General features: G+C 61.8%; 23 protein-coding genes. 5 read left to right on the top strand and 18 right to left on the bottom strand.

Translation table 11 applies throughout. The features are described 5' to 3' along the window. Positions 1-61 precede the first annotated feature (61 nt). Complete coding sequence (locus ACIQAL_RS04410) at positions 62-955, top strand: LysR family transcriptional regulator (RefSeq protein WP_401142865.1); 894 nt, start codon at positions 62-64, stop codon at positions 953-955. A gap of 202 nt (positions 956-1,157) precedes the next feature. On the opposite strand, the gene ACIQAL_RS04405 is transcribed toward ACIQAL_RS04410, so the two are convergent. The 10 genes from ACIQAL_RS04405 to ACIQAL_RS04360 all read right to left on the bottom strand — a co-directional run bounded on the left by ACIQAL_RS04405 (position 1,158) and on the right by ACIQAL_RS04360 (position 10,780). After that, positions 1,158-2,003, bottom strand: coding sequence for an amidohydrolase family protein (locus ACIQAL_RS04405; RefSeq protein ID WP_401142863.1), 846 nt, complete (start codon positions 2,001-2,003; stop codon positions 1,158-1,160). A 69-nt stretch (positions 2,004-2,072) separates the two neighbouring features. Next, on the bottom strand, positions 2,073-3,362 hold the full coding sequence (locus tag ACIQAL_RS04400; RefSeq protein ID WP_166596817.1) for an MFS transporter: 1,290 nt from the start codon (positions 3,360-3,362) through the stop codon (positions 2,073-2,075). A gap of 218 nt (positions 3,363-3,580) precedes the next feature. After that, positions 3,581-4,312 (bottom strand): GntR family transcriptional regulator, encoded by a 732-nt coding sequence (locus ACIQAL_RS04395; RefSeq protein ID WP_401142860.1) that lies wholly within the window; start codon positions 4,310-4,312, stop codon positions 3,581-3,583. A 239-nt stretch (positions 4,313-4,551) separates the two neighbouring features. Further along, positions 4,552-5,844, bottom strand: coding sequence for an MSMEG_0569 family flavin-dependent oxidoreductase (locus ACIQAL_RS04390; RefSeq protein WP_401142857.1), 1,293 nt, complete (start codon positions 5,842-5,844; stop codon positions 4,552-4,554). A 234-nt stretch (positions 5,845-6,078) separates the two neighbouring features. Beyond that, on the bottom strand, positions 6,079-6,399 hold the full coding sequence (locus ACIQAL_RS04385) for an MSMEG_0570 family nitrogen starvation response protein (RefSeq protein WP_401142855.1): 321 nt from the start codon (positions 6,397-6,399) through the stop codon (positions 6,079-6,081). 1 nt (position 6,400) lies between these two features. Next, positions 6,401-7,441, bottom strand: a complete 1,041-nt coding sequence (locus ACIQAL_RS04380) for a sll0787 family AIR synthase-like protein (RefSeq protein WP_401142852.1) — start codon at positions 7,439-7,441, stop codon at positions 6,401-6,403. Next, positions 7,434-7,994, bottom strand: coding sequence for an MSMEG_0567/Sll0786 family nitrogen starvation N-acetyltransferase (locus ACIQAL_RS04375; RefSeq protein ID WP_401142849.1), 561 nt, complete (start codon positions 7,992-7,994; stop codon positions 7,434-7,436). Before ACIQAL_RS04375 ends, ACIQAL_RS04380 begins: the two co-directional genes overlap by 8 nt. A 55-nt stretch (positions 7,995-8,049) precedes the next feature. Continuing rightward, positions 8,050-9,132 carry an MSMEG_0568 family radical SAM protein gene (locus ACIQAL_RS04370; RefSeq protein ID WP_401142847.1) on the bottom strand — a complete coding sequence of 361 codons (1,083 nt, stop codon included), beginning with the start codon at positions 9,130-9,132 and terminating at the stop codon, positions 8,050-8,052. Next, positions 9,119-10,096 (bottom strand): Nit6803 family nitrilase, encoded by a 978-nt coding sequence (locus ACIQAL_RS04365; RefSeq protein ID WP_401142844.1) that lies wholly within the window; start codon positions 10,094-10,096, stop codon positions 9,119-9,121. Before ACIQAL_RS04365 ends, ACIQAL_RS04370 begins: the two co-directional genes overlap by 14 nt. 201 nt (positions 10,097-10,297) lie before the next feature. Next, positions 10,298-10,780: an MSMEG_0572/Sll0783 family nitrogen starvation response protein gene (locus ACIQAL_RS04360; RefSeq protein WP_062387355.1), complete on the bottom strand. Its 483-nt coding sequence runs from the start codon at positions 10,778-10,780 to the stop codon at positions 10,298-10,300. 239 nt (positions 10,781-11,019) lie between these two features. Here ACIQAL_RS04360 and ACIQAL_RS04355 point away from each other — a divergent pair, with 239 nt between their 5' ends. Further along, positions 11,020-12,924 (top strand): sigma 54-interacting transcriptional regulator, encoded by a 1,905-nt coding sequence (locus tag ACIQAL_RS04355; protein WP_401142837.1) that lies wholly within the window; start codon positions 11,020-11,022, stop codon positions 12,922-12,924. A 258-nt stretch (positions 12,925-13,182) separates the two neighbouring features. Here the strand turns inward: ACIQAL_RS04355 and ACIQAL_RS04350 are convergent, their stop codons facing one another. The 6 genes from ACIQAL_RS04350 to katG form a co-directional block, all read right to left on the bottom strand. Further along, a complete protein-coding gene (locus ACIQAL_RS04350) occupies positions 13,183-13,350 on the bottom strand; it encodes a hypothetical protein (protein ID WP_401142834.1) in 168 nt (55 codons plus the stop codon). A gap of 116 nt (positions 13,351-13,466) precedes the next feature. After that, the gene (locus ACIQAL_RS04345) at positions 13,467-15,893 is read right to left on the bottom strand and encodes a TonB-dependent siderophore receptor (RefSeq protein ID WP_401143731.1); all 2,427 of its coding nucleotides are present in this window, start codon (positions 15,891-15,893) and stop codon (positions 13,467-13,469) included. 156 nt (positions 15,894-16,049) lie between these two features. Then, positions 16,050-17,054: a FecR family protein gene (locus ACIQAL_RS04340; protein ID WP_401142832.1), complete on the bottom strand. Its 1,005-nt coding sequence runs from the start codon at positions 17,052-17,054 to the stop codon at positions 16,050-16,052. Between the two features lie 49 nt (positions 17,055-17,103). Further along, a complete protein-coding gene (locus ACIQAL_RS04335) occupies positions 17,104-17,607 on the bottom strand; it encodes a sigma-70 family RNA polymerase sigma factor (protein WP_166597002.1) in 504 nt (167 codons plus the stop codon). A 423-nt stretch (positions 17,608-18,030) separates the two neighbouring features. Continuing rightward, positions 18,031-18,663, bottom strand: coding sequence for a glutathione transferase (gene yfcF / locus ACIQAL_RS04330; protein WP_401142830.1), 633 nt, complete (start codon positions 18,661-18,663; stop codon positions 18,031-18,033). 160 nt (positions 18,664-18,823) lie between these two features. Then, positions 18,824-21,091, bottom strand: coding sequence for a catalase/peroxidase HPI (gene katG / locus ACIQAL_RS04325; protein ID WP_401142828.1), 2,268 nt, complete (start codon positions 21,089-21,091; stop codon positions 18,824-18,826). A gap of 287 nt (positions 21,092-21,378) precedes the next feature. Here katG and ACIQAL_RS04320 point away from each other — a divergent pair, with 287 nt between their 5' ends. After that, complete coding sequence (locus tag ACIQAL_RS04320) at positions 21,379-21,813, top strand: GNAT family N-acetyltransferase (protein WP_401142826.1); 435 nt, start codon at positions 21,379-21,381, stop codon at positions 21,811-21,813. Positions 21,814-21,822: 9 nt separating this feature from the next. Here the strand turns inward: ACIQAL_RS04320 and ACIQAL_RS04315 are convergent, their stop codons facing one another. Beyond that, positions 21,823-22,587: an SDR family oxidoreductase gene (locus ACIQAL_RS04315; protein WP_401142823.1), complete on the bottom strand. Its 765-nt coding sequence runs from the start codon at positions 22,585-22,587 to the stop codon at positions 21,823-21,825. A 96-nt stretch (positions 22,588-22,683) separates the two neighbouring features. On the opposite strand from ACIQAL_RS04315, the gene ACIQAL_RS04310 reads away from it, so the two are divergent. After that, on the top strand, positions 22,684-23,640 hold the full coding sequence (locus tag ACIQAL_RS04310) for an AraC family transcriptional regulator (protein WP_401142820.1): 957 nt from the start codon (positions 22,684-22,686) through the stop codon (positions 23,638-23,640). Here the strand turns inward: ACIQAL_RS04310 and ACIQAL_RS04305 are convergent. Further along, on the bottom strand, positions 23,625-24,575 hold the full coding sequence (locus tag ACIQAL_RS04305) for a DMT family transporter (RefSeq protein ID WP_401143728.1): 951 nt from the start codon (positions 24,573-24,575) through the stop codon (positions 23,625-23,627). The genes ACIQAL_RS04310 and ACIQAL_RS04305 overlap by 16 nt on opposite strands. A 127-nt stretch (positions 24,576-24,702) precedes the next feature. Here ACIQAL_RS04305 and ACIQAL_RS04300 point away from each other — a divergent pair, with 127 nt between their 5' ends. Further along, positions 24,703-25,659, top strand: coding sequence for a LysR substrate-binding domain-containing protein (locus tag ACIQAL_RS04300; protein ID WP_401143725.1), 957 nt, complete (start codon positions 24,703-24,705; stop codon positions 25,657-25,659). Positions 25,660-25,830: the final 171 nt, after the last annotated feature.

Below are 25,830 nucleotides of genomic sequence, written 5' to 3'. Positions count from 1 at the left end.
AGCATTAGTATTTCTGCGGATGAATGAGCCTTTTCCCACGACCGGATGTGCAAAAAACCACATGGACGCTTTCAACTGGAACGACTTGCAAACCTTCCTGGCGATTGCCCGCACAGGCCGTCTGACGGTCGCCGCGCAACGCCTGAACCTCGATCACTCGACCTTGAGCCGACGTCTGGCCAGTCTTGAAGAGGCGCTGGGGGTCAAGCTGTTCGACCGCCGCGCCACGGGCTACACGCTGACTCAGGAAGGCGAGGCGCTTATTCAGGAAGCGGAGTCCATCGAAAGCATCAGCCTGCGCCTGCAAACCCGATTGCAGGATGCGCAGCACAGCGTGTCGGGGACCGTGCGCATCGGCACGCCCGAGGGTTTCGGCACCTGGTTTCTGGCGGAACGCTTGCCGCGCCTGATGGCCGACCATCCGCAACTGGAAGTTGAACTGGTGGCCAACCCGCGCAACTTCAGCCTGTCGAAACGCGAGGCGGATTTGTCGATTGCCATGGCGCGCCCGGATCACGGCCGGGTGCATGCCCGCAAGCTGGTGGATTACGAATTGGGGATTTATGGCGCACCGTCGTACCTGGCGCGGCATGACGCCATCGACTCAGTCGCGCAACTGACCCAGCACAAGTGGGTGGGGTACGTGGAAGACCTGATGTGGACGCCGGAGCTGAATTATTTTCGCGGGCAGATCCCGGTGATTCATCCGGGGATTCGCATTTCCAACGTGATCAGCCAACTCGCGGCGGTGCGTGCGGGGGTGGGATTGGGCGTGCTGCCGTGTTTCATGGCCCGTGGCGAGGCGGGGCTGAGGCAGATTTTGCCCAGCCAGAAGATCAACCGCACGTACTGGATCATCACCCACGCTGACACCTGCGAGCTGGCGCGGGTGAAAGTGATGCAGCAGTTTCTGGAGCGCGAGGTGGCGCGGGAACCGTTGTTCTGGCGGATTTGAAAAACATCCGGGATCAACACGTTCACCCTGAGGGAGCGAATTGATTCTGGGCGGCATTCCGACGAGACGGTACTACGCGTTCTGCCTGTGGGAGCGAATTCATTCGCGAGAGGTGTTACAGGCCACGCACTTATGTTGCCTGAACCATTTTTCGCGAATGAATTCGCTCCCACAGGGGTATCCGTATGCCGATGAAAGCGCCTCAGGCTTCAACCACCGAAAAATCGAACAACACCTGTGGCGCTTCGATCAGCAGCGAGCGCATCACCTGCGGCGAGCACCCCAACGCCTGCAACTGTTCGACCACCGTGCCATAGCTGACCTGTGCTTCATGCTGGGTATGCGGCCAGTCGCTGCCCCACACCAACCGCTGCGGGCCGAAGCTCTGCACCAGCAGCGGCAATGCGGCGCGGGCGAAGTCGAGGTTTTCCTGCTCGCTGCCTTCCAGCCGATAGATGCCCGAAACCTTCATCCAGACCTGTCCGCCCAAACCCAACTCCAGCATCTCGCGAAAGCCCGGTTGATCCAGACCCAAACGCGCATCGGGACGACCGAAATGGTCGACGACGACCTTGACCCCGAACGGCATCAGCGCACGAATCAGCCCCGGCAGGTCCGCCACATGGCGGTGCAGCTCCACGTGCCAGTCCAGCTCGGCCACATGCCCGAACAACACCTTCCACTGCGGCTCGGAAAAGTCCGGCATCGCCTTGCCCATCAGGTTCAGGCGGATGCCGACCACGCCCAGCCGGTCCATGTCGTTCAGCTCGGCGCGAGAGATGTCGCGTTCGACCACCACCACGCCCCGTAACTGGCCCGGCGCCTGCTTCAGGGCATTGAGCAGGTAGCTATTGTCGGTGCCCAAAAAGCTCGGTTGCACCAGCACGCCGTGGCTCAGGCCATGGCTTTGCAGGTTCTGAAGATACAAGGCCAGCGTGGCGTCGTAGTCGGGTGAATAGCGTCGTGCCGATGTCAGATCCAGCTCCCTGCTGAATACGTGTGCGTGGCCGTCGATGCCAAGAATCGACGCGGGAAAGGTCTCGGACATGGGTCTCATCTATCGAAGGAATACGCGGTGCCGGGGAGTTGAAATCCGGGCACCGCACTAAAGGAATCGTCAGGCGCTGGCCGCTTCGTTGCGCGGGGTCGAACCCTGGGCAGCGGCGGCGGTGGCTTCGAGGCTCCGGCCACGGGTTTCCGGCAGGCACAGGGCCGCAATCACAGCAACGCCGTAGGCGATACCGGCGTCGATGCCGATGGCCGAACCCAGGGACATCGACTCGCTCATGTGGCCGACGAGGAACGGAAACACCGACGACAGCACGCGGCCGAAGTTGTAGCAGAACCCCACCCCTGCCCCGCGCACGTCCGCCGGGTACAGCTCGTTGAACAACGCGCCGAGGCTGGCGGGAATGCCAGCCGCGAAGAAGCCCAGCGGGAAGCCGAGGAACAGCATTTCGGTGTTGGTCAGCGGCAGGAACACGTAGCACTGCACGGTGATCACGCAGCACAGGGCGAACAGCACGATGTTCATGCGACGGCCGATGCGGTCGATCAGGAAACCGCTGGCCACGCAGCCGCACCAGAAGGCGACGATGATCACCGCGAGGTAGCCGCCGGAGTTCAGCACTGACAGGTTGCGCTCGGTTTTCAGGAACGTCGGCAGCCAGGTCATGACCGCGTGGTAACCGCCGTGGGCACCGAGGCCCAGCAAGCCGCCGAGCAGGGTCACGCGCAGCAGTTCTGGGCGGAAAATGCCGGCCAGGGATTTGAAGAAATTCTGCGGGATGGCGTTGTCTTTTTGCAGGCGCTGGAAGCTGTCCGGCTCTTCGACGTTGCGACGCACCCAGATGATCAACAGCGACGGCAGCAGGCCCACGAGGAACATCACGCGCCAGGCCATGTCGGCCGGGACGAAGGTGTAGATCAGCGCAAACACGCCCACCGCCAGGCCCCAGCCCACGGCCCACGCGCTCTGCACGGTGCCCATGACCTTGCCACGGTATTTCGGGTTGATGGTTTCGGCCATCAGCACCGCGCCCGCCGCCCACTCGCCACCGATGCCAAAACCTTGAAGGGCCTTGACCACCAGCAGCGAGCTGAAGCCGGTGACGAACGCCGAGAGGAAGGTGAAGAACGAGAACCAGAGGATCATCCATTGCAGGGTGCGCACGCGACCGTAGCGGTCCGACAGTGTGCCGCCGACCCAGCCGCCCAGCGCCGAGGTGATCAGGGTCACGCCGCTGATCAGACCGGCGTCGCCCTTGCTCATGGCGAAGGCCGCGATCAGGGCAGGAATGGCCAGGCCGAACATCTGGACTTCAAGGGCGTCCAGCGACCATCCGCCGAAACAGGCCCAGAACGTTTTGCGCTCCCGAGGAGTGACTTGGCGATACCAGTTGAACATGGTTCTTGTCCTTATAAGTGTGTGACGCGGCAGTGGTTATGGCGCCTGCTCTCGATGGCAGGCTTGTCGGATCTTTCAACAACGGACCCGATCCCCTGTAGGAGCGAATTCATTCGCGAAAAATGGTTCAGGCGACATAGATGTGTAGCCTGAACCGGCGTCTCGCGAATGAATTCGCTCCCACAGTAAGTGCAGCAGTGGGCCATGAAAACCGTCGGTTATCTGATGTCCACGCTGTACCGAAAATGGCTGGCGTGCCCCCGCGAGCGGCGCCATTCCAAGGGTTGTCCGGCGTAGTTGCGGGCCAGGCGCTCGATCACCACCACCGGGCTACCGGCTGGCACCTGCAACAGTCGGGCATGGACGTCGCCGATGGCCTCGGCGGTCAGGGTTTCTTCGGCGTAGGCGACCACCTGCCCGCACAGCTCTTCGTAGATGGGATAAAGCAGCGGGCCATGGCGGCTGAGATCGGTGTCGAGCAGGGTCTGGAATTGCACTTGCGGCAGCCAGATTTCCTCGGCCAGCACGGGCTGCGCGTCCAGCAGGCGCAGGCGAATCATGCGAATCACCGGCGCCTCCAGCGGCAGCCCCAGCGCCTGGGACACGGCGGAAGGCGCGTTGACCGGTTCGATGGAAAGAATGCGGCTCTCCGGCACCTGACGTTCGCCGGACACGCTCTGGAAACGAAAGAAACGGAACAGTGACGACTGGAACTGCGGACGGCGAATGAAGGTCCCACGCCCCTGTTGGCGTTCGAGAATGTTTTCGTTGACCAGCATGTCGATGGCTTTGCGCACCGTGCCGGTGGACAGGCAGTACTCGCTCGACAAGGCAGCTTCGGTGGGAATGGCCTCACCCGGACGCCAGCGGTTATTGGCGATCTGCTCAGCCAATTGATCACGCAGACGTTGGTAAAGCGGCAGGCGGACATCACTGGAAAGACGGTTCATGGCGGCGCTTCGCTGTTGTAGTTATCTAGTCATCTATATGAATCTGCGCGAAGTATTGTTCTGTTACAGATGATCGTCAAGGGTAAGGCGCGTGGTTGTCTGATGAGCGGCGTCCCGTCAGGGGCACCGCGTTTTGAACGGTGGGAGCAAATTCATTCGCATAGGGCCAGCGGATTCGGTGGAGAAGCGTTGCCTGGCAGCTTTTTTTTCGCGAATGAATTCGCTTCCACCGTTTCGGGTCAGGCGTGTCGACTGGCGAAGGTTCTTTCAGCCGTCACACCGACGAGATGCTCCACCACATACTCCGCGTCCCGCGCCACGCCGGAGAATCGTCCCGACCCCCAGGTGTACAACCATGGCAGCCCGAGGAAATACAGCCCTGGTTGCGCCGTCACCCCGCGCACATGGCCGGGATGACCACGACCGCTGAACACCGGCGCATCGACCCAGCTGAAATCCGGCGTAAAGCCGATGCACCAGATAATGCTGGTGATGCCCTGCTCCAGCAGATTCAGCTCGCCGCGCTCCTGTTCCGGCGTCCACACCGGCTCGTAACGCTCACCCGCTGGCGCGTCGATCCCCTGCTCGGCAATGTACTTGTCGATAGACGCGTTGATCCGGTTGTACACCGCATCGGCGCTGTTCAGGCTGTCCGTGAGGTTGTCGCTGAACTGCATCACCTTGCCTTGCAAGCCGTCGAGGCGACCGAACAGCTCCATGCCTTCCAGGGCAAATTTGCGCAGGTCGATGTCCCGCCCGCCGTCGCGCCCAGTGACGTAATGGTTGGTGTTGTCGCGCACGCCTTCACGCAGCGGATGGGTATCAACGCCAATCCGGTAGTAGCCCATTTCCGCGAGCCAATCGACCACGTCCTTGCCCCGGTAAAACCGCGCGCACCGGGGCGCATCACCCACCGCCAGATAGACGTTGCGCCCGGCCAGATGGAGGTCTTCGGCGATCTGCGCGCCGGACTGCCCGGAGCCGACCACCAGCACGTTACCCTCGGGCAGCGCTTGCGGGTTGCGGTATTGCTCGGAGTGAATCTGGGTGATGCTCGAAGGCAGGCGCTCGGCCAGGCGCGGGATGATCGGCGTGTGATAGCCGCCCGAGGCGCAGATCACTTGATCGGCGGTGAAGTCGCCTTGGGACGTGTGCACGTCGAACCCGCCAGAAGCACGAGGTGCCACGCGCTTGACCGTCACGCCTTCGCGCACCGGGGCGTTAACCGCTTTGACGAAACCCGCCAGGTAGGCGTTGATCTCGTCCTTTTTCATGAAACCGTGGGGGTCCGTGCCGCCGTGCTCTTCGCTGTAGCGATACCCCGGCAGCGCGCATTGCCAGTTGGGCGTGACCAGACTGAACGCGTCCCAGCGCTGGTGGCGCCAGGTGTGGGTCAGGCTGTGTTTTTCCAGCACCAGATGATCGACGCCCTGCTGTTGCAGGTAGTAGCTGGCCGACAGACCGGCCTGCCCGCCGCCGACGATGATCACGCTGTGGTGCGGGGTTTTGATGGGGGTGATTGAGCTGGGCATGGTGGGGTCTCCGGTGGTGCAAATCATAAAAGTCAGAATGTATGGGCTACGGCCATCTGCCGGCAGAATTGCGTTTTTTCTGTGGGAGCGAATTCATTCGCGAATCGTCGGCACAGGCGCTGCACCTTCCTTGCCTGAAATACCGCTTTCGCGAATGAATTCGCTCCCACAGTTGGGTTTGCGTCTGGCTCAGGCTCCGCAGCGTAGATGAACCTCTGTGGGAGCCAAGTTGAGTCAAAAAGAACTCCACCCCGCGCCCGTCACCCGGCCGCCGCCTTCGGTGCGCATGCTCAGCACTTCGACGTCCCCTTCGGACTGCCCGAAGGCCTGCCCGTTGAGCATGCCGAGGGTGTCCATCGCCGAGCTGCAATAGAAGCCCTTGACCTGCTTCACCCGCTCGGAGGCGTTGTTCAACCCGCCCTCGATGCGCTGCAGAAAATCCGCCAGCGGGTAGCTCGCGCCCTCTTGCAGGTGCTCGTAGATCACGGTCGAGGGCGAGTAGCAGGCGGCCTCTTTGCCATTGGGCCAGCGGATGCGGAAGTTGACGGCGGGCATGTCAGTGCTCCTTGTGTGCGGACAGAGGTGAAAGGTCGAGGTGCGGGTAACTGAACCCGGTGAATGGCTGCTCGTTGAGGTTCCAGAAGGTGCGGCGTTGCAGGCCGTGCTGAACGGTGAGTTCGGCGCTGTCGGTGACCCGGCCGATGCGTTCGCAGCGCAGGCCTTCGAACGCGAACGCCGCCTGAACGTTGGGCCAGTCAGCCTCGTCCAGGGTCATGAGAAATCCGTAGCTGGGGAAGACTTGCAGCCACCGCAAGAGGTCGGCGTCGTCCGGACACGGCAGCCGCTGCAGGTCGATGTCGCCCCCGCAGCCAGTGGTTTCCAGCAGCATCAACAGACTGCCCAGCACCCCGGCGTTGCTGATGTCCTTGGCCGCGTGCAGCAGTTGCGCTTCGGCCAGACGCGGCAGCACTTCGAGCTTGCTGCGCAGGCGCTCGGCAGGCACGCCTTCGAAGGCTTTCCAGTAGGTGCTGTCAGCGTGCCAATAGCCTTCGAGGTCCACCGCCATGGCGATGATTTGCCCCGGCTTCACGTGCAGGGTCGAGAGCAAACGGCTGGCGATGCCGGTGATCGCTACGGCCAAGGCTGTGGGATTGTGCGCGGCGAGGCTGGTGTGCCCGCCCGCCAGCATCAGGCCGTAGGCGTCGCAGGCCGCACGAATACCCGCGAGGATTTCCTGCGCCGCGGCATCGTCGTGGTGCCAGTAGGCATTGACCACTGCCGTCGCGCGCCCGCCCATCGCGGTGATGTCGCTGACATTGGCCATCACCGCTGACCAGCCCGCAAACCACGGCGCCGCTTTCACGAAGGCCGGCAACATGCCTTCGATGGCCAGCAACTGGAAATGATCGCCACAGGCAATGGCGGCTGTATCGTCGCCGGGCAACGCATAGAGTTCGGCGCGGGTCAGTGATTTTTCAGGCTGATCGATAGACGTGCCGATCACCCGAGCAGGCTGCTGGATCGCCTGTTTGGACAGCATTGCCGGGGTGTGGCGCAGGGTGTCGAGCAGCGCGTTCAGATCGATGGATTCAGCCATGACGAGCCCCCTTCAACGCACGCAACGACACCTGACGCGGCATCAGCGGATAGCGGGCCAGATCGGCCTGCATCAGGCAGTGGGGCTGGCCTAGCAGTTCGAGGTGTTCGAGGGTCTGCCACTGCAAGCCATGGAAATACGCTTCGTTGGGCGCCTGAACCGTGGCGTGAAACGTCTCGCAGCCCAGGTCCTTGGCCCGTGAGACCGCCTCGTTGACCAGCGCCTTGCCGATCATGCTGTGGCGACGATAGGCCTGGGCGACACACAAGCGCCCACCAAACCAGAGACCGGGCTCCGGTTGATAGATGCGCACGGCACCGACGACCTGATCCGCCATGCCGCAACTCCCGGCCAGCGCGACAATGGCGATGGCCTGAAAATCATGGCTGTCCTTGTCTTGGGGCAGCAGCTGTTGCTCATCGGAAAACACCGAGCGACGCAGCGCGAAGTACGCCTGTTTCTCCCAGGGTTCCGAGGCGGGTTTGACCACCAGCTCACCGGCGCGAAACGGTTCGAAGGTACTGTCGACGAGGGCAAAGGCCAGGTTCTGCATGATCCGTCTCCCGAAAACCCAAAGGGGTTATTCCCAGTGATTCATTCCTGCTTTTTCATTCATGGTTCTTCAACGCCGAACACGCGCCGCACTTCGCGCAGCCCGCGTTGATGTTTTCCGAGTGCAGGCCGTGGCGACGCAGGCTGGCGCCGATCTGCGGGTAGAGTCGGGCCATCATGGCGCTGTCGGGTTTGGGGTGATGAGCCAGCGGCGTGCCGTCGATGGGCACGAACGGCACGACGAAGGGGTACACGCCCATCGCACTCAAACGCTCGCTCATGTCGGTGATTGCCCGTTCGCTGTCGCCCAGCCCGGCGAGGATATAGGTGCTGACCTGACCGCGCCCGAACACCTTCACCGCCGCTTCGAAGGCTTCGAAATAACGGCTCAACGGCACTTCGGCCTTGCCCGGCATGATCCGCTGACGGACCTCGTCGGTGACCGCTTCCAGGTGCATGCCGAGCGAGACCACGCCGCTGTCGGCCAGTCGCTCGAACCAGATGTCATCGTCCGGTGGCTCGCATTGGGCCTGGATCGGCAAGTCCACGGCGGCGGTGATGGCAGCGGCGGACTCACACAGAATCGCGGCGCCACGGTCCGGCGTCTGGGGCGTGCCGGTGGTCATTACCATGTGCTTCACGCCGTCCAGCTCGACGGCGGCTTTCGCCACTTCCGCCAACTGTTGCGGACGTTTGCGGGCGATGGTCTTGCCGGCCGCCAGCGACTGGCCGATGGCGCAGAACTGGCAGGACGTGCTGCGATCATTGAAACGAATGCAGTGCTGCAACACGGTGGTCGCCAACACGTCAGCGCTGTGCAGCGTGGCGATCTTCCAGTACGGGATGCCGTCGGCGGTGCTGCGGCTGTAGAAATTCGGCACACCGGGCATCTTCACCTGACCGACCTGCAAGCCTTCACGAAAGATCAGCGCCAGGCTGCCGTCTTCACTGGGTTGCGCTTGGTACGGCGACGTCTGCGAAGCCTGGTTGAGGATTGGCACCATCATGGTCCGACCGCCCACGGTCAGCGCCTTGTGATCCGAAGGCCCCGCGCCGCCCTTGCGTGACAGGCCGTTTTGGGCGGCCGGCCAGCGCACGCCGTGGCATTGCAATTCGGCGAGCAGTTCATTGGTCTGCATAGCTCAGCTCCTCGCGGACAGTCGTCATCGGGTGCGGGCTGCGTTCATGCAGCTGGGCGGTGGGCGTGCGGTCGATCAGCAGGCTCAGCAGTTCCGGACGGCTGTAGTGGCCGACGGAATCCATCATGCGTTTGCGTTTGTCGATGAGCTTCAAGTCCAGATCGGCGATCACCCAGCCTTCGCCCGTGCGCAGCGGCTCGCCGAGCAACTTGCCTTCCGGCGTGACGATGGCGGTGAAGCATCCGCCGGAGATCGGCCCCAGGGCGCAACCGGTGTCTTGCATGATCTGGCCCTGCTGATCGGCGTCGAGCCAGGCCGTGGCGTTGACCACGAAGCAGCCGGACTCCAGGGCGTGATGACGGATGGTGACCTCGATCTGCTCGGCAAAAATATCGCCCACCAGCGAGCCGGGAAACATCGCCACGTGAATCTGTTCGCCATCGGCCATCAGCGCGTAACGGGCCAGCGGGTTGTAATGTTCCCAGCAGGCCAGCGAGCCGATGCGGCCCACGGCGCTGTCCACGGCACGCAGGCCCGAACCGTCGCCTTGCCCCCAGACCATGCGTTCGTGGTAGGTCGGAGTGATCTTGCGGCGGTGTTGAATCAGCGTGCCGTCGGCGTCGAACAGCAACTGCGCGTTGTAAATCGTGCCGCCGTCGCGCTCGTTGACGCCGACGGACGCGACGATGCCCACTTCACGGCAGGCCTCGCCAATTTGCCGAGTGACGTCGGAGGGCACGGTGACCGACTCTTCGAGCAGTCGCAGGTGTTCCTTGCCCATGGCGAATGGCGGCTGGACGAAGGAGAAATAGGGGTAATACGGCACCACGGTTTCCGGAAAAACCGCGAACTGCACACCCTCGCGACCCAATTCAAGCAAGGTGCGGCACAGCTTGGCGACGGTGGCTTCGCGGGAGTACAGCACGGGGCTGAACTGAACGGCGGCGGCGCGGATGGTGGTCATGTCGGGGTGTCCTGGTCGTGCATTGATCGTGCGGATCACGAGGCATCGGTTGATCTGTCGCCGGGCGCGATCCCTGTGGGAGCGAATTCATTCGCGAAGGCGACCGTTCAGTCAACGCATCGGCGTCGCCTGAAACCTATCGCGAATAAATTCGCTCCCACAGGGATTGGCGTCAGCCTGCCCAATCGGTGGCGTCGGGCGTTACGCCGTCCAGGTATCGATAATCATCGCGCCCTCACGGCGCATCAGCAGGCGCAGGTCCATCACGTCCAGCGGGTTGATCGGGCGGATGCCTTCGATCAGCGCCTTTTCGGTCTGGCCGTACAACGCCTGCAGGGCAAAACGGCAGGCGTAGACTTCGCCGCCCTCGGCCATGAACGCCTTGATCTGGTTATTCACCGCCAAGTGTCCCGGAAACGCTTCGGCACCCAGTGTCGGGAAGCCGCGCTGCACACCCAGTTGCACGCCAGGTCCGTACAGCAGGACTTTGGTTTCAAAGCCCTTGCGCAGCAGGCGCTTGGCCTGAAGCATATTGACCAGGCCGATAGACCCTTCGAACGCGATGGTGTGGAAGGTCAGCAGGGCTTTTTCGCCCGGCTCGGCTTTGACGTCCTCGAAGACCTTCTCTTCGTAATTGACCAGGAAGTCGCCGTCTTGATAGTGATTGATGTCTACGCTTGGCATGTCGTCGCTCCGTTCTTGGGTGTGTTCGGTGGCCTGAGTCGATCACCGGGTGACACAAGGGACAGAGCGAAGGCCGTGCCAGAAAATAAAAGTGTTTTCGTCCCGCGGCTAACCTACTGATTTACCGGAAGATCCCCATCTGATCCGGTTTTTTGCCTGCCGTCTGATGCTTTCGGGAAATTACGCATTCCCGTAGAACTACGAATATTCGTACGAACAAACCACGAGATTTCGTAGTCATGAACGAACCGGACTCACTGATTGGCTGGGCCGACCTGGCCTATTCCTCGCGGCACATGGTGTTCGAGCACTGCGCCGAAGCCATCGCCCTCCTCGACCCGTTCGCCGATCACTTCGGCGACCTCAACATCGCCGCCTGCAAGCTGCTCGGTTACCCACGACAGGAGTTGCTGGCCCTGCCCGTGAGCAAACTGTTCGGGCATCAGTTGGCGGACCTGATCGTGTTCACCCAGGCTGTGATGGACAAAGGCCGTGGCTGGACCGACGACTTGAGTTGCAACATCAAGACTGGCGAACGCATCGAGCTGGAAATCTCCGCCACCACCTTGCAGATCAAGGGCAGCCCGCAGCTGATTCTGGTGCTGCGCGAGGCCAGCCAGCAGAAGTACCAGCAGGATCAGGCCCACACCGAGCGCACCATGCGCGGCGGGCTGATCGAGTGGCGCAACATCCTCAATCTGTTCCAGGAATCCGAGCGGGACAATCAGCTGTTGCTCAGTTCGGTGGGCGACGGCATCTACGCCATCGACAGCGAAGGCCTGGCCACCTTCGTCAACCCGGCGGGCGCGCGGATGCTCGGCTGGGACGCCAAGGACATGCTCGGCAAGAACATCCACCGCATTCACCACCACAGCCACGAAGACGGCAGCCACTACCCGGTCGAGGATTGCCCGATCTACAAGGCCGTGCACGACGGCGTGGTACACGAAGGTCGGCAGGAGGTGTTCTGGCGTCGTGACGGCAGCTTTTTTCCGGTGGAATTCACCAGCACGCCGGTGATCTCGGATGGGCGTATTGCGGGGGCCGTGGTGGTGTTTCGCGACATCACCGAGCGGCGCAGCACCGAGACTCAGCTGCAAACGGCGCTGGACGAACTGAAGGTGCTGAAGCAGCGGCTCGAAGACCAGAACGCCTATTTACAGGAAGAGATTCACATCGAGCACAACTTCCGCGAGATCGTCGGTCAGAGCGCGCCGATCCTGAAAATCATCAAGCAGATCGACGTGGTCGCCCCCACCGACGCCAGCGTCTTGATCAATGGCGAATCCGGCACCGGCAAGGAGTTGATTGCCCGCGCTATTCACCAGGCCAGTCGCCGCAGCGCGCACCCGCTGATTCGGGTCAACTGCGCGGCAATTCCCACGGAGCTGTTTGAGAGTGAGTTTTTCGGCCATATTCGCGGGGCATTCACCGGAGCGGTGAGAGACCGGGTCGGACGCTTCGAACTGGCCGACGGCGGCACGCTGTTTCTCGACGAAATCGGCGAGATTCCACTGGAGCTGCAAAGCAAATTACTGCGCGTGTTGCAGGAAGGGCAATTCGAACGGGTGGGCGAGGAACGTACCCGCAAGGTCGATGTGCGGATCATCGCGGCCACCAATCGCGATCTGCGGCAGGAAGTCGGGGCCAAGCATTTTCGCGAGGATTTGTACTTTCGCCTCAACGTCTTCCCGATCCAGTCCCCCGCCCTGCGCGACCGCCCGATGGACATCGCCCCACTCGCCGCGCACTTTCTCAAACAAGTCGGCAAACGCCTGAACATGCCCGGTCGGCGGCTGCGCAACAGCGACATCGAACGGCTGCAGAATTACTCTTGGCCGGGGAACATTCGTGAATTGCAGAACGTGATCGAACGGGCACTGATCACCTCGACGGGCGCGGATTTGAATATGGATCTGCCTGATGAACCGAAGGCCTCGAACAGCGCGAAGTCTGACATCTCCAACCCTCCCGCCTTCCTCACCGAAGACCAGATGCGCGACCTCGAACGCAGCAACATGCACGCCGCCTTGAAAGCGGCGAACGGAAAATTGTTCGGCAAAGGCGGTGCGGCGGAATTGTTGGGGGTGAAACCGACGACGCTGGCATCGCGGTTGAAGCGGTTGGATATTGAGGTGGATTGAGTGACGGGCATGCGCCGCAGGGATCTGAACAATACGGTTGTCAGGTTCTACTGCTGCTTTGCAGCAGATCGCAGGCAAGCCAGCTCCTACGGCCTCCGGCCAGAATCAAAAGCCTGAACCTGGTTGCAATCCGCCTCTGGCCGAAGGCCGTAGGAGCTGGCTTGCCTGCGATCTGGCGCGTAGCGGCAGCAAACCCTGACGCCTCAGACTTGACAGGGGCAATGAATACTCCATGACTTACTGCATTTAACCGCCGCATTAAGTATCCGGAGAAACACTCGGCTGCACTGGGGGTATCACCTCTCGATCAGCTTTGGCGTCGTTCGGTTCGACATGAAATTCGCGAGACGGCTGATTCTCACCCCGAACAATCACGCCCATCTCCATCATGCTTTCCACCAGACGCTTGAACAGTTCTTTTTCCATGTTCCCTCCTGAAACCTTCGCACTGTAACTCAAGGGCGAGCACTGGCAATCCCACAAACCGCATTCGTAAAAAAGAGCGCCCGAAGGCGCCCTTGGTTACACGGTATGACCTGCCCTCAAAACCCCACACTCGCCTGCACAAAGAACGTCCGTGGCTGCCCGAGGTAGATCCCCGAGTTGTTGTCGCTGGAGCGGGTGAAGTATTGGTGGTCGAAGATGTTCTTCACGCCCGCGCCCACCTTGAGGTTCGACATCTGTTTGCCGAAATCGTAGGCGCCGCGCACGTTCCAGGTGACGTAGCCGGGGATGTCGCCGTACTGACCGTCGGCGGTAGGGGTGGTGATGTAGTTGCCGGTAAAGCTGCCGTCAGCATTGGACCCGGTGCCGGGGGCGCGTTGTTTGGATTGGGCGTAGCCGTCGAAGTTGTAGGTCCAGCGATCAACCTCATAGCGCAGGCCGACGGTCGCCACCTGACGCGAATAGAGCGGCAGGTCACGGCCTTTGAAGCCAGGAATTTCACCTTCGTAGGTGGCGCGGGTGTAGGTGAATCCGGCGTTGGCGGTCAAACCTGACAAGTGCGCGTCGAGGGCGCTGAGGTCGTAGTGGGCCGACGCTTCGATCCCCTGGTGCTTGGTTGCGCCGAGGTTGGTCCAGCCCACGTCGTTGCTGACGTATTGCAGTTCGTCGTCGAAGTCGATGTAGAACGCGGTCAGCTCACCGCCCCAGGTGCCGTTGTCATACCGGGTGCCCAGTTCGTAGGTCTTGGCCTTTTCCGGTTGCAGGCCGCTGGCCGTCTCGTTACCGATGCCACCCTGGGCGAGCTGGAAGTATTGCAGGCTGCCAAAGGATGTCTCGTAGTTGGCGAACAGTTTCCACTCGTCTGACAGGTGATACATCACGCTCAGCGCGGGCAACGGTTCGTTGTTGTTGACGCTGCGGTCTTTCTCCGGAACGCGTGCGCCGCTGTTATCGATCACTGAACGCTCATGCCAGTCCGTGCTGATGCGCTCGAAGCGAATGCCGGGGGTGATGGTCCATTTGCCGACGTCGATTTTGTCGTCGATGTAAAACGCCGTCGCTTCAGTGCCGCCGGTGCGGTCTTGATAGATGTGGCCGTCCGCACCCGGAATCGGCACCAGCTCACCGTTCACCTGACCCAGACGGGACGCTTGCTCGTGCATCGCCTCTTTCAGGTAACGGGCACCGACACTGACTTCCTGTGTCGTCGGCCCCAGGTCCAGTACATGAGAAACGCGCGGCTCGATGCCAAAGGTGTGATAGCTGCGAGGTGCTGCGAACACGGTTTTCTGGTCCCGGTTGGCGATGTGGCTGCCGCGGAAGCTGTCGGTGTAATACGTCAGCACCTCGGCCTGGGTCGAATCGTCAATCTGGCGCTTGTACTTGATCGACACGTCTTTGCGACGCCCGTTGAAATCGTCGTGATCACGGTCGGACTGATACGGATTGGCGTCGAACTGCTTCTGGGTCAAACCGCCCGGCATGTCGGCCTTGGCGTCGTAATAGTGGAAGTTCACCGACAGGTCATCCTGTTCAGTCAAGGCCCAATGGGTCTTGAGCAGCAGGTCGTCGATGTCGTTGTCATTGTTGCTGGAGCGATAGCCCGAGCCGTTGACCGTGGAGTACAGCAACGCCGCGCCCAGGCCGTTGTCTGCCGTGCCGCCGATGAACATGGTCTCCATGTTTTTGTAACCGCCGTGGCGGCTGGTTTCGACGGTGCTGCTGACGTCGCCGCTGAGTTTTTCCGGGATGGCACGGGTGACGAAGTTGATCACGCCGCCGACGTTCTGCGGCCCGTAACGCACCGAACCTGCGCCGCGTACCACGTCGATGCTGTCGAGGTTGCCCGAGGAGATCGGCGCCATCGACAGCTGTGGCTGACCATAAGGCGCGAACGCCGCGGGCACGCCGTCGATCAGCACCGTCGAGCGGGGCGAGAGGCGCGAGGTCAGGCCGCGCACACCGACGTTCAAGGCGATATCGCTGCCGCCGGTGCCGTTGGATTCCTGCACTTGCACGCCGGGGATGCGGCGCAGCACGTCGCCGACATTCTGCGCGCCCTGCTCGACCATGGTCTGACGGCGCACGACTGTCCGCGCACCGGGGTGGTTCTGCACCACAGCGGCGTCGGCATCACCGAGCCAGTCGCCCACCACTTTCACTTCCATCGGCGCGATTTCCAGGCTGCCCGGTGTCGCGGAGGCACTTTGCCCAGCAGGTTTGAGCACCACGGTGTCGGCGGACATTTCATAGTCCAGGCCGCTGCCTTTGAGCAGCGAACGTAGCGCCTGTTCAGGTGACAGGTTGCCGTCCACCGCAGGCGCCTGCTTACCGGCGACAAGATCCGGGCTGAAGAACAGCTGCAACGATGTTTGTTGACCCAGTTGACTCAACGCGGCGCTCAGGGGCTGGGCCTGAATATGAATGGCGGTCGGCGCGCCCTCGGCATAGCTGTGACCCGCGCTGGTGCCGACCGCCAGGGCCAACGCCCACGGCAGCCAGCGAGAGGATTGCGGTGCAGGCAGGGTGCGGCGGACGGCCAGTTGAAGCGCGTTGAATCGATTGTTTTTCACGTCGGGTCTTGTCCTGAAGTTTCAGAATGCGAAGCACATCTGCGTTGTTCTGAATGCTAAGCAATCGCAGTTGGACAAGAAGACGAAGGGCCGCGAAAAAACCTGAATCTATTTTGAAAATATTTCCTGGCTGCCGTCGGCGAGGGTTCGCACGGCCACCGGCAAAATGCTCGGCAAGGCCCGGAGCAGAGCGTCCGTGTCGTCGGATTTGAACACGCTGGTCAGGCGCAAATTCGCGGCTTTTCCATCGCTGACCCGCAGCGGTTGGGCGCGATAGCGGGAGACTTCTTGCACGACGTCTCTCAAGGACGCGTCGTTGAACACCAGCTTGCCGGTACGCCACGCCGTGATCGCCGCCGTGTTGACGGTCGATGCCGGCATGACGTTGCCACTGGCGTCGATGCTCGAACCCAGTCCCGCGGTGAGCGTGACCTGATTCCCTTGCTCGCCCGCCGTGCCATTGACCTTGACCGTGCCAGACTCCACCGCCACCAGCGTGCGAGTCGGGTCGCGACGAACGTCGAAGCGCGTGCCGGTGACAGTCACCAAGCCATTACCGGTCTGCACCACGAAGGGCCTTGAGGTGTCGTGTTCGACGCTGAACATCGCTTCGCCCTCGGTCAGTTCGACCTGACGCGTGGCGCTGAAGAAGTGCACCTTCAGACGGGTGCGGCCGTTGAGGTCCAGCACCGAGCCATCCGGCAATGCCACCTGACGCCGCTCGCCCACTGCCGTAGCGAATTCCGCGCTGTAATCAGGCTGCCGTTCCAGGCCGAAGTAAAGGCTCGTTCCCACCACCATCGCCACCAGACTGGCCGCCACCGCATAGCGGGTGAACGTTCGACGAGCGGGAGAAGATGGCGCAGGCAACGGCGTCGGCGCATCCGGTTCACACAGGGCTTCGAGCCGGGCCCTGGGCAGCAGATCGGCAGCGCCCCACAGGTTTTGCAGCAGGCGGTATTCATGGGCGTGCGGGTCATGGGCGTTCAGCCAGGCCTCGAACTCAGCGTGTTCTTCCGATGACAGCTCGCCGTCGCGAGCACGCGCAAACCACCACGCCGCCTGATCGCGTACGGCGTCTGGGCCACAAGGGCAATCACGGTCCGTCGTCATGGTGTTTCCTGAGCAAATGAAAGGCGGGCCAGTTCCCGGTGACGATGCATCATGGCGCCGGGGCATCCAGCCGGTCGCGCAAATGGCGCAGCGTGCGAATCATATACTTTTCCACCATGTTCTTGCTCAGGCCCAGGCGGTCGGCGATCTCCAGCTGCGACAACCCTTCGAGCTTTTGCCAGACGAACACCTTGCGACAGTTGAGCGGCAACTCCGCCAGGGCACGTTCGATGGAGTCTGCCAGCTGGATGGCATGCATGAACGCCTCCGGGTCATCCGTGTGACCGGCCGATGTGTCGAGGGATTCCCTTTCGAGTTCGCTGCGCCGGTCTTCACGCCGCCAGGTGTCGACCGCGATGTTGCGGGCCGTTTGATGCAAATACGCCCGAGGCTGCTCGACGCTCGCCCCGCCGGTCGATTCCAGCACGCGCACAAACGCGTCATGGGTCAGGTCTTCGGCCTGATGACGGTTCTTCAGACGGCGGGTCCAGGTGCCCACGAGCTCTTCGTAATGATCGAGAAAGCCTTTGCTTCGTGGCAGCTTGAGGGTCATGAGGGGATGGGGATGTGGGGGCGGAAGGCGCGAATAATAATGGTTCTTATTATAGAAACGCAATGTTCCAACGCATTATCGTCTTCCCCGGTTTTCCGGAGCAGCGCCGTCCTCCGCTCCGCTCCCCCTTGCCCCTCTGTCAGCCATGACGTGCTGAGCGGGACGGTCAGTGTCGTCCATCAGCCCGGTGGAATCGTTGCCAGCAGGCCAATGGAAATGGTCAGCGCCAGGAAGCCCAGCAGAAACAGCGTCATCTTGCCCATGAGTGTCACCTCTCAATGTGTGCGATACAGGCGCAAACATCGCCTGATCGCTCGGGGCCAGCCTCTTTTCAGTGGCTGGGAATGGTGACTATTTTGGGCCGGACAACTGTTTCAATACAGCGCCAGATATTGGAGAAAAATACGGATCAGATGGAAATCCTCACAACGCCGGACGGAGAATGTTCACCCATTCCTGCACGCTCGGCCGCGCCCACTGCCGCTTGGCATACGTCACCAGCGCATCAGGCACGTCGTCGCCATTCAGGATCAGCCGGTTGAGCATCAACGCCAGGTCTACGTCGGCAATCGACCATTCGCCAAACAGGTGGTCCGCCCCTTGCGGCAACAATGCCTGAGCGCCCTCGATCAATTTTCGCGCCGCGGCCTTTGCTGAGGGCGTCAGCGCAGGGGCCTGCTGACCGTAAAACACCACCAGCGTCGAGCGCTCCTGCCGCAACGGGGCCAGATCGCTCCGCAGCCACGCTTGAACCTCACGAGCCTTGGCGCGGTGTTGAGGGTTTCGGGGATAGACCGGCGTGCCGGGGAACACCTCTTCCAGGTATTCGTCGATGGCCGACGATTCGGACAGGGAGAAATCGCCATGGACCAGCGTCGGCACCCGCTGCGTCACGGACAATGCCGTGTAATGGGGGCCTTGCTGCTCGCCAGCCTCCAGGTCCACCGGAATCCATTCAAAGTCGAGGCCCTTCTCGCGCAGGACCACGAAAGCGGACAGGGCGTAAGGGCTGGTGTATTGGGCGTCGACGTAGAGTCGCAGGCGAGCGTCGTTCACGAGGGTGATCTCCATTTCAGGGAACAGACACGCTACGAGAAGCCTGCGAACAAGGGAAATTCAAGATGTTCATGGGCCTATTCTCGCGGGGAATGGAAGGCACCACCGGACGTAAAAACGCCCCCATAAAGGAGGCGTTGTTGAGAGAGTGGTAGACCGATCAGCCCAAATCGAAACGGTCCAGCTGGGTAACTTTGGCCCACGCCGCCACGAAGTCCTTCACGAATTTCTCATGGGCATCGGCGCTGCCGTACACCTCGGAAATCGCCCGCAATTGGGCGTGAGAGCCGAACACCAGATCCACCCGCGTCCCGGTCCATTTCACGTCGCCGGTCTTGCGGTCTCTGGCCTCGAAGGTGTCATTGCCGGGCGACGTGGGTTTCCATTCCACGCTCATGTCCAACAGGTTCTTGAAGAAGTCGTTGGTCAGTACGCCCGGACGGTTCGTGAAGACGCCCTGCTTGCTCTCCCCGACGTTATTGCCCAAGACCCTCAGACCGCCCAGCAACACGGTCATTTCCGGCGCTGTCAGGGTCAGCAATTGCGCCTTGTCCACCAACAGCTTCTCGGCTGAGACCTTGTAGGTCTGTTTGAGGTAATTGCGGAAGCCGTCGGCGATAGGCTCCAGAAAACCAAAAGATTCGACATCCGTTTGCGCTTGGAAGGCATCGACGCGGCCCGGCGCGAATGGCACGGTCACGGTTTGCCCGGCGTCCAGCGCGGCCTTTTCGACGCCTGCGTTCCCGGCGATCACGATCAGGTCGGCCAGCGAGACCTTGCTCGTCGACGCGCCGCCGTTGAATTGGCCCTGAATCTGCTCAAGCACCTGCAACACCTTCGCCAGTTGCTGAGGCTGGTTGGCCGCCCAGTCTTTCTGAGGTGCGAGACGTAGACGCCCACCGTTGGCGCCGCCGCGTTTGTCCGAACCCCTGAAAGTCGACGCTGCCGCCCAAGCGGTGGAGACCAATTGTGAGACGGTCAGCCCCGACGCGAGTATCTGAGTCTTCAAGGCCGTCACGTCGTCAGCGCTGACCAGTGGATGGGTGACATCAGGCAGCGGGTCTTGCCAGAGCAATTCTTCAGTGGGGGTTTCCGGTCCGAGGTAACGGGCGAGCGGGCCCATGTCCCGGTGGGTCAGCTTGAACCAGGCGCGGGCAAACGCGTCGGCGAGCTGGTCAGGATTGTCCTTGAAGCGGCGAGAGATTTTTTCGTACTCGGGGTCGAAGCGCAGGGCCAGGTCCGAGGTCAGCATGCGCGGTTCCTGACGCTTGCTTGGGTCGTGAGCGTGAGGAATGGTGTTAGCACCAGCGCCGCCCTTGGGTTTCCACTGATGGGCACCCGCCGGGCTTTTGGTCAGTTCCCACTCGAAGTTGAAAAGGTTTTCCAGGTACTCGTTGCTCCATTTGGTTGGGGTCGAGGTCCAGGTCACTTCCAGGCCGCTGGTGATGGCATCCCTGCCTTTACCAGTGCCAAATTTATTGCGCCAGCCCAGGCCTTGTTCTTCCAGTCCGGCGGCTTCCGGTTCCGGTCCGACGTTATCGGCAGGTCCCGCGCCGTGGGTCTTGCCGAACGCGTGACCGCCCGCGATCAGCGCCACGGTTTCTTCGTCATTCATCGCCATGCGGCCGAAGGTTTCGCGAATGTCTTTCGCCGAGGCCGCAGGGTCGGGATGACCGTCCGGCCCTTCCGGGTTCACGTAAATCAGGCCCATTTGCACGGCGGCCAACGGGTTTTCCAGATTGCGTTCCCCTTGGGCCGTACGGCTTTTTTCTTCGCCGTGCTTGGCCGGTTCCGCGACCAGATCGCCCTGCCCCGGCTGCTCCATGTCCTTGTGCGCGCCATAACGCTCTTCGCCACCCAGCCAGGTGGTCTCGGCGCCCCAGTACACGTCTTCATCCGGCTCCCAAACGTCAGGCCGACCGCCCGAAAAACCAAAGGTCTTGAAGCCCATGGATTCCAGCGCAACGTTACCGGTGAGCACGATCAGGTCGGCCCAGGAAATCTTGCGTCCGTACTTCTGTTTGACCGGCCAGATCAGACGCCGGGCCTTGTCCAGGCTGACGTTATCCGGCCAACTGTTGAGCGGCGCGAAGCGTTGCTGCCCCGAGCCCGCCCCGCCGCGCCCGTCACCGGTGCGGTAGGTCCCGGCGCTGTGCCAGGCCATGCGCACGAAGAACGGGCCGTAATGACCGAAGTCGGCCGGCCACCAGTCCTGGGAGTTCGTCATCACGGCGAGCAGGTCTTTCTTGACCGCGTCGAAGTCCAGACTTTTGAACGCCTTGGCGTAGTCGAATCCCTCGCCCATTGGATCGGACAAGGAAGAGTGCTGGTGAAGAATTTTCAGGTTCAGCTGATTGGGCCACCAGTCGCGGTTGGTGGTACCGCCGCCGGCCGCATGATTGAAGGGGCATTTTGATTCGGTTGCCATGGTTATCTACCTTTGATCGTGGTCATCCCGCCGTCCGCATTTATCCAGGGCCCGGCCGAGACGCGTGAACTCAGTAGCACCGACGGTGCTTATTCTTATCGCCTTATCAGGGATGGAACCGTCGGCAAAAGCCAACGACAGATCAAAGATAGCTCTGATCTCAGAGAGGTCTAATAGCCGCAGCATTGATCCGCGATAGAGCGGCTCTTTTAAGTGGTCCGGATGTGTCACATTCGCGCGGCCTCGCTCTGCTACCCTGCTTCATCCCTTTCCGGACAGACCTGCCCATGATCAAAATCCGTGCGATGACAATGGACGATTACGATGCCGTCCTGGCCCTGATGAATGCCACCCCCGGCATTTCGATCCGCGATGCCGACTCCCGCGAATCCACGGCCCGCTACCTGGAGCGCAACCCCGGCATGAGCTTCGTGGCGCAAAGCGATGCGGGGCTGGTCGGCTGTGTGATGTGCGGCCACGACGGGCGGCGCGGTTATTTGCAGCACCTGCTGGTCTTGCCCGAACTTCGCCGTCAAGGTATTGCGCGGGAGTTGGTAGAGCGCTGCCTGTCCAGCCTCGAAGCCTTGGGCATTGGCAAATGCCACCTAGACGTGCTCAAGACCAACGACGCCGCTGCCCGCTACTGGCAAGGCCAGGGCTGGAAGCGGCGTGAGGATATCGACCGTTTTTCGTTCACCCGACCGGGCAACGAAAACGCGTGATCCCGACGATCAGGCCTTCGAAACCTCCGCGCTGACGGCCACCGCATCCGCCCCCGCCGGGGTGCGCATCGGCGCGGATGGATCGGTCACCGCCTGCCACACGGCTTCGGCGACATCCAGCGCGTGGGTCATGGGCGATTCGGTGTCACGGACGCTTTCGAACACCTGATCCCGGAACGCGACGTACGCATCCGGAATCGGATCGGCCATCAGCCGCCGAGCGTTATCGCCAAACGCCGTGCCCGGTGCGCGACCCGGCAACACCAGCCGCACGCGAACATCGAACGGTTCCAGCTCCAGCGCCAGCGATTCGGTGAAGGCGTTCACCGCCGCCTTGCTCGCGGTGTACACCGCCAACAGCGGCAACGATTTCAGCGTCACCGTAGACGTGACGTTGACCACCACCCCGCCCCGACGCTGACGGAACTGAGGCAGAACGGCCTGGGTCATGGCGATGGTGCCGAGGGTATTGGTGTCGAAAATCTCCCGTGCGCTGGCAAGGTTCAGCCCTTCCACCGGCGCCAGCAAGCCAACCCCTGCATTGTTGACGAGGGCATCAATCGGTCCCGCCGCGTCGATGCAACGGGCGATGCTGTCGGCGTCCGTCACATCCAGTGCGAGGATGCGCAGGTGATCGGAGGCCGGCAGCGAGTCTTTACGCGGCGTGCGCATCGTGGCGATGACGTTCCAGCCTTTGTCGAGAAAGAATTGCGCGGTTTCCAGGCCGAAGCCCGAGGAGCAACCGGTGATCAAAACGGTGGGCGAGTGAGTCATGTGAAACTCCAGCGAATGAATGACCGCTCCACCATAGATCGACGACAGCAGACGAACTACACTCCAACGTCCTGTTCTTTGTCGTGAGCGTCCGGAATGGTCGATCCACTGGCTGAAGTCGTCGGCCTGCTGCAACCCTCAGCGCCCTTCTCCAAACTGGTCATTGCCTCGTCGCCGTGGGCCGTCAGGCGCGCGGATACCGGCCAGCCATTTTATTTCGTGGTGCTTGAAGGGGCATGCCGACTGGCCATCGACGGCCCTCACGGCAGTGACATGATCGTCCTGAACGAAGGCGACTTCGTGCTGATTCCTGCTGCGCAGTCCTTTGCCACGTCGAGCATGGACCGCGAGCCGCCGCTTGAGGACGAAGTTCCCACGACCGCCGTCACGCCGATGCCTGGCGGTGTCCGGCTCGGCGATCCGCTGGCTGACGTCGACACGCGATTGCTGGTCGGCCATTGCGTGTTCGGCTCGGCCGATGCCGGGCTTCTGGTGCCCTTGTTGCCGCGATGGGTGCACGTGCGTGGCGAACGACGGCTGGCAACGCTGGTGCAATTGGTGGGCGACGAATCCCGTGCCCAGCGACCGGCGCGAGAGATGGTCATGGCGCGACTGCTGGAAGTGTTGCTGATTGAAGCCCTGCGCTCGAGCGGGTCAACGGCGGCCTCGCCGGGGCTGTTGCGAGGTTTGTCCGACCCCAAGCTGTCATTGGCCTTGAGGGGCTTTCATGAGCACCCCGCCGCGCCGTGGAACGTTGCGCAACTGGCAAGCACGGCGGGCATGTCGCGCTCTACGTTTTTCGAGGCCTTCGGCCGTGCGGTGGGCCTGCCGCCCATGGAATACCTGCTGACGTGGCGCATGGCACTGGCCAAACAGATGCTGCGCCAGCGCGAGCTGGCGATCAGCGAGATTGCCGAGCGGGTCGGCTACAGTTCAGTGAGTTCCTTCGGGGTCGCCTTCACCCGTCACGTCGGTCTGCCACCGGGGCGCTACGCCACGACTCAGGTCGATGCAGCGCCGGAGATCGACAGCACAGATCAGCAGCTCGGCTGATCCAGCTTCACCACCGGCACCTGATGCCGACGAGCCGACCAGAGCACCCCGCCCACCAGCAGGCAGATCGACGCCAACTCCACGAAGCCGGGGAAGTGCCGGGTGTAAATAAAGCCGTAGATGCAGGCGAACACTGTTTCGGACACGATCATCTGGCCGCTGAGCGACGAGGCCATACGCCGGGAACAGGCGTTCCACAGGCTGTTCGCCAGCCACGAACCGCACAGCGCCAGAAACAGGCTGACCCACAGAAACGTCATCCAGCGGCTGTGTTCGATGCCGGAGGGAATCAGGTTCGGGAACAGCGCCAACGCCACCACGCCAAACACCACCGCCACGCCGCCGGTGACAATGCCCAGCAACGTCGACCATTCCCTGCTGTTGAACGAACTCTGCTTGAGGTAGCGGCTGTTGTGGGTGGCGAACCACGACCAACTCACCACGCCGCACAACCCGCAGGCGATGCCGAGTAGTTGCGAGGACAGTGGCACATCGGAAGCGGTTTGCACGGCGCGTTCAATGCAGATCGAGACGATGCCGAGGAATACCATCAACAGCGGCAGCTTGAGCTTGTTGATGGGCAGCGATCCGGTGTCGTTGCGCCCTTGAAAGGTGATGGCGATGGGCAGCATGCCGTTGATCAAGGCGGCAGCCGTGACCCCGCTGAGCTGGATCGCCGCGCCGAGCAAGGCGTAGTTCAACACGTTGCCGGTCAGCGACAGGCGCAGCAACAGCATGACCTCGCCGCGAGTGAGCCGAGCGAACAGACGACGGGCGAACGGCAACGCCACCAGCAGGGAAAACAGGCCATACAGGGCAAACCGTGCGCTGCTGATCAGCACGGCATTGAAGTCCGGCAACAGCGACGGGCCAACGATGACCCCGGCCCAGATGGCCCCGGCCAGCAGCGCGTACACAATTCCACTGTTCATGATTTCCACTCGGCAGGCCGTTTGGCGAAATTCTATCGATGGCCGATACTTCGCACATGCGATAAAAACTCAGCGACACATTCCTCGGTGGAATGTCAGCCCCAGGATCGAGCCTTGAGGAGACACCGTCATCAACCGCTACCTGCGCAACCTGCCGCCCCTTGAAACACTGATCACGTTCGAAGCCGTCGGACGGCACGCGAGCTTCACCCACGCGGCGTCGGAGCTGTTTCTCACCCAGAGTGCGGTGAGCAAACAGATGCGTCAGTTGGAGACGTGCATCGGGGTGCCGGTGTTCGAGCGCAAACCTCGGGGCGTGGCGTTGACCCGAGCGGGAGAGGAATTGCTGATGACGGTCAACGTCATGCTGTCGACCCTCTATCAAAGCGTCACGCGCATTCGCAACGTCCACCAGACCAACGCCGTGTCGGTGTTGGCGACCCATGCGCTGGCGCAGTTCTGGCTGTTTCCTAAACTCATCGAATTCAACAAGGCTTACCCCGAGATCGCCGTGCACGTGCATGCGATCAATGAAATCGACGACGCCAGCCTCAACGATTTCGACCTTGGCATCCTCTACGGGGACGGGCAATGGGCCTCGTTGAACAGCGACTTTTTGCTCCCGGAGATCGTTTACCCGGCCGCCCACCCGTCCTACGACGTGTCCGGCATCGAGACGCTGGAAGACCTCGCACGGGCCAACCTCGTGCAAATCGACACCTCCGCCTGGCGTTGCCTGGACTGGCAACAGTGGTTTGAACTGCTGGACCACGACTACATACCGCCCGACAACGCCCCGGTGTTCAATCAGCTGACATTGGCATTCCGCGCCGTGCAACAAGGCATGGGCATCGGCCTGGCGTGGACCTTCATGGGGGACGAAGCCGTGGCCAAGGGCGAACTGCGGCGGGTCACGGACTTCCAGTGCGTCACGCGGTTCGGGGAGTTTCTGGTGTCCGTGAAACACCGCGCCCTGTCACCTTGCGCCGAGGTATTTCGGGAGTGGTTGCTGGTGTCGGCGAAGGAACAGGTGGGTGCATTTGGGGATCGTGTTGGGCCAGATAAAACGCCTTCGCTGCCGTCGTAACCTCCGGCGTCTCCCACGGGTTTCTGTGCTGTAAGACACTTAAAGGGCCGTAGAGACTTATCGGCTGTGCCGGCCAATCGCGAATGAATTCGCTCCTACAGATAGTCCAGGGACGGCGGCGTGCCGTGCTGTTGTGAGCGACACGATCCACTGTGGGAGCGAATTCATTCG

This window comes from Pseudomonas sp. NPDC088368 (genome assembly GCF_044753445.1).
In the GTDB taxonomy this organism is placed as follows: Bacteria; Pseudomonadota; Gammaproteobacteria; order Pseudomonadales; family Pseudomonadaceae; genus Aquipseudomonas; species Aquipseudomonas bambusae.
This window is presented reverse-complemented; position numbering and strand designations above follow the sequence as displayed.

Excerpts from the sequence above, each read along its gene's own strand:
- ACIQAL_RS04410 (WP_401142865.1), top strand. The coding sequence starts at position 62 with ATGGACGCTTTCAACTGGAACGACTTGCAAACCTTCCTGGCGATTGCC.
- ACIQAL_RS04405 (WP_401142863.1), bottom strand. The coding sequence starts at position 2,003 with ATGTCCGAGACCTTTCCCGCGTCGATTCTTGGCATCGACGGCCACGCA.
- ACIQAL_RS04400 (WP_166596817.1), bottom strand. The coding sequence starts at position 3,362 with ATGTTCAACTGGTATCGCCAAGTCACTCCTCGGGAGCGCAAAACGTTC.
- ACIQAL_RS04395 (WP_401142860.1), bottom strand. The coding sequence starts at position 4,312 with ATGAACCGTCTTTCCAGTGATGTCCGCCTGCCGCTTTACCAACGTCTG.
- ACIQAL_RS04390 (WP_401142857.1), bottom strand. The coding sequence starts at position 5,844 with ATGCCCAGCTCAATCACCCCCATCAAAACCCCGCACCACAGCGTGATC.
- ACIQAL_RS04385 (WP_401142855.1), bottom strand. The coding sequence starts at position 6,399 with ATGCCCGCCGTCAACTTCCGCATCCGCTGGCCCAATGGCAAAGAGGCC.
- ACIQAL_RS04380 (WP_401142852.1), bottom strand. The coding sequence starts at position 7,441 with ATGGCTGAATCCATCGATCTGAACGCGCTGCTCGACACCCTGCGCCAC.
- ACIQAL_RS04375 (WP_401142849.1), bottom strand. The coding sequence starts at position 7,994 with ATGCAGAACCTGGCCTTTGCCCTCGTCGACAGTACCTTCGAACCGTTT.
- ACIQAL_RS04370 (WP_401142847.1), bottom strand. The coding sequence starts at position 9,132 with ATGCAGACCAATGAACTGCTCGCCGAATTGCAATGCCACGGCGTGCGC.
- ACIQAL_RS04365 (WP_401142844.1), bottom strand. The coding sequence starts at position 10,096 with ATGACCACCATCCGCGCCGCCGCCGTTCAGTTCAGCCCCGTGCTGTAC.
- ACIQAL_RS04360 (WP_062387355.1), bottom strand. The coding sequence starts at position 10,780 with ATGCCAAGCGTAGACATCAATCACTATCAAGACGGCGACTTCCTGGTC.
- ACIQAL_RS04355 (WP_401142837.1), top strand. The coding sequence starts at position 11,020 with ATGAACGAACCGGACTCACTGATTGGCTGGGCCGACCTGGCCTATTCC.
- ACIQAL_RS04350 (WP_401142834.1), bottom strand. The coding sequence starts at position 13,350 with ATGGAAAAAGAACTGTTCAAGCGTCTGGTGGAAAGCATGATGGAGATG.
- ACIQAL_RS04340 (WP_401142832.1), bottom strand. The coding sequence starts at position 17,054 with ATGACGACGGACCGTGATTGCCCTTGTGGCCCAGACGCCGTACGCGAT.
- ACIQAL_RS04335 (WP_166597002.1), bottom strand. The coding sequence starts at position 17,607 with ATGACCCTCAAGCTGCCACGAAGCAAAGGCTTTCTCGATCATTACGAA.
- katG (WP_401142828.1), bottom strand. The coding sequence starts at position 21,091 with ATGGCAACCGAATCAAAATGCCCCTTCAATCATGCGGCCGGCGGCGGT.
- ACIQAL_RS04320 (WP_401142826.1), top strand. The coding sequence starts at position 21,379 with ATGATCAAAATCCGTGCGATGACAATGGACGATTACGATGCCGTCCTG.
- ACIQAL_RS04315 (WP_401142823.1), bottom strand. The coding sequence starts at position 22,587 with ATGACTCACTCGCCCACCGTTTTGATCACCGGTTGCTCCTCGGGCTTC.
- ACIQAL_RS04310 (WP_401142820.1), top strand. The coding sequence starts at position 22,684 with ATGGTCGATCCACTGGCTGAAGTCGTCGGCCTGCTGCAACCCTCAGCG.